Source organism: Planctomycetota bacterium (assembly GCA_038746835.1).
Classification (GTDB): domain Bacteria; phylum Planctomycetota; class Phycisphaerae; order Tepidisphaerales; family Tepidisphaeraceae; genus JBCDKH01.
In genome coordinates this window covers 1-3,043 of sequence record JBCDKH010000286.1, presented here as the reverse complement: position 1 = coordinate 3,043, position 3,043 = coordinate 1, and the positions used below count along the sequence as shown (strand labels likewise).

At 65.0% G+C, this 3,043-nt stretch carries 2 protein-coding genes; both read left to right on the top strand.

Annotated elements, in window-relative coordinates:
- Positions 1-1,113 (top strand): excinuclease ABC subunit A (locus tag AAGI46_16660; GenBank protein MEM1013839.1); only part of this gene is annotated, 1,113 nt, incomplete at its 5' end.
- Positions 1,114-1,147: 34 nt separating this feature from the next.
- Entirely contained in the window at positions 1,148-2,971 is a 1,824-nt protein-coding gene (locus tag AAGI46_16655; protein ID MEM1013838.1) for an alpha-amylase family glycosyl hydrolase, read from the top strand.
- Positions 2,972-3,043: the final 72 nt, after the last annotated feature.

The window sequence follows — 3,043 nt, the reverse complement described above, 5'->3', positions numbered from 1 at the left end:
GTCGAGACCATCGATCTGCCGACGGAGCGGCGCAAGCTAGATGCGAAAAAGAACGGGATCGAGATCAAGGGGGCCAGCGAGAACAATCTCAAGAACGTCAGCGTCAAGTTCCCGCTCGGCGGCTTCGTCTGTGTCACCGGGGTCTCAGGCAGTGGCAAAAGCACGCTGGTTAACCAGACGCTGCTGCCCGCGATGAAGCGGAAGATCTACGGATCACGCACCAAGCCCGGAAAGCACAAGGCGCTGAACGGCATGGGCAAGATCGACAAGATCATCGAGATCGACCAGTCACCCATCGGCCGAACGCCACGTTCCAACCCGGCGACGTACACCGGCTGTTTCGACGAGATTCGCAAGCTCTTTTCGCAGACGCGTGAGAGCAAGCTCCGCGGCTACAAGCCGGGCCGATTCAGCTTCAACGTCAAGGGCGGCCGGTGTGAGTCGTGCCAGGGCCAGGGCACGAAGCTCATCGAAATGCACTTCCTGCCCGACGTTTACGTCGAGTGCGAAGCCTGCAAAGGCAAGCGATACAACCCCGAGACGCTCCAGGTCCACTATCGCGGCAAGACGATCGCCGACGTGCTCGATATGACGGTTGAAGAGGCCAAGGACTTCTTCGCCAACATCCCGAGCATCTGGCGGATGACCAAGGCGCTCTACGACGTCGGCCTGGGCTACCTGAAGCTCGGTCAACCCTCGACGCAGCTCTCCGGTGGCGAGGCTCAGCGCGTCAAGCTCGCCAGCGAGCTCGGCAAGAACCCGACCGGCCACACGTTCTTCGTTCTCGACGAGCCGACCACCGGCCTGCACTTCGAAGACATCCGCAAGCTGCTCGGCGTCCTGCAACGCCTCTGCGACCACGGCAACACGGTCCTCGTCATCGAGCACAACCTCGACGTTATCAAGTGCGCCGACTGGCTCATCGACATGGGCCCCGGAGGCGGCTCCGGCGGCGGCACGGTCGTCGCCCAGGGCACGCCCGAGCAAGTCGCGAAGCTCGAAGAGAGCCACACAGGCCGCTATCTCGCTCCGAAGTTGCCCAAGTCGAAAGTGACTCGAAAGAAGCCGACGCGGACCAAAAGAGTTGCCGCCGCAGCCGCCGCAGCAGCATGAGCCGACCTCGGCATCCGCGCTACGCTGGCGTCGAATGCTCGAAGCCTCACCCGACTCCGCCTTCGGGCTCGATTTCCAGCCGCGGTCTGAGTGCTTCGCGTCGCCGGAGGACTGGCGGGATGTGGTCGTCTACCAGGTCGTCCTCGATCGCTTCGACGATGGCGTCGATCACCCGTCGTATGACGAAGCAACCGTCCAGCGCGGCCGGGACGAGGCGCAAGGGTGGCACTTCCAGGGCGGCACGCTCAAAGGCCTGACGCGGCGGCTCGACTACATCAATCGGCTCGGGGCGAACGCCGTCTGGGTCAGTTGCCCGCTGAAGCAGCGAGTGCACGAGCAGACCTACCACGGCTACGCGATCCAGGACTTCCTCGCGGTCGATCCACGCTTCGGCACGACCGAGGACTTCCAGGAGATGGTGGCCGAGGCGCATCGGCGGGGCATGTGGGTCATCCTCGACGTCGTCATCGACCACGCGGCCGACCTGTTCAGCTACGCCGGCGACGACGGCGAGCCCGACTACGACGTCTGCTACGACGACGGCCGGGTCTACGACATCGCCCGCTGGCACGACGGCGGCGACAAGCTCGAGACTGAGTGGACCCACGACGAAGGCGTCTGGCCCAAGGAACTTCAGCGACTCGACGCGTGGGTCCGCAAGGGGCCGATGGACCCGATGGCCGCGACGGCAGCCGAGGCGAAGGACGGCGACTTCATGTCGCTCAAGAAGATCAACCTCCAGGATCGCCAGACGCTGTCGGCCGTCATCAACTGCTACAAGTACTGGATCGCCGTCGCCGGCGTCGATGGCTTCCGCATCGACGCGCTACGCCACGTCCGACACCCGGCCGCAAGCGACTTCATCCACGCGATCCGCGAATACGCCTACTCGATCGGCAAGAAGAACTTCCTCCAGGTCGGCGAGGTGGCCGACGGCGACGAGGAGATGCGTCGGTACATCGGCACGAACGTCGAAATCCTCAGCGGCTCCGGCGGCACGCACGATCCGGACAGCGACCCCGACTCGACCGGCGACTATCCGCGACTCGATGCCGTCATCGACTTCGAATACCACCGCCGGCTCATCCCGATTTTGCTCGGCGAGCAGCCGGCGACGCATCTGGAAGACATGTGGGACTGGCGACGCAGTCACTTCCGCGACTTCGGCCTGAGCGGGCAGTACTTCCTGAGCTACCTCGAAAACCACGACCAAGGCGGCCGAGACCGGCACCGCCTGCTCGCCGGGACGTATGGGCAGACCGAGCCCGGCTACGACCGCCCCGGTGGCGACCCGCGCTTGGCAATCATGGCGACAGGCGTCCTGCTGGCCGGCATGGGCGTGCCGTGTTTGTACTACGGCACCGAGCAAGGCTTCGACGGCGGCAGTGCCGAGACCGACACCCACGTCCGCGAGGCCAAGTTCGGCGGCAAGTGGGGCCCGTTCGATACGGTCGGCCAGAGCTTCTTCGACGAGACGCACCCAATCTACCGCTTCTGCGCGCACGCGGCCGAGGTCCGTCGACGCGAGCCGACGCTGCGCTACGGCCGAAGCTACCTCCGACCCATCAGCGGCGACGGCGTCAACTTCGGCGACCCGATGCACAAGGGTGCTTTTGCCATCGCGCGGGTGCTGGACATCACCGAGATCGTCGTCGTCGCCAACCCGTCGCTAGGCGAGGCTGATGGGCTCTGCGTCGGCGTCGATGCGTCCCTCAACCCTCCCGGCTGGCAGATGCGCGACCTGTTTCACCCAGAGGAGAAGCGTTACCTCATCGAAGAGGCTCCCAACGGTCAAGCCTTTGTCCGCCTTGACCTCCCGCCCCGCGGCGTCGTCGCCCTACGGCTGAGCTGGGACTGACATTGCTCTCCGTCCTCCCGAGCGCAGCCGAGGGACCTTGCAGCGGTTCTGCACCGACGCTCAGACGAGGTC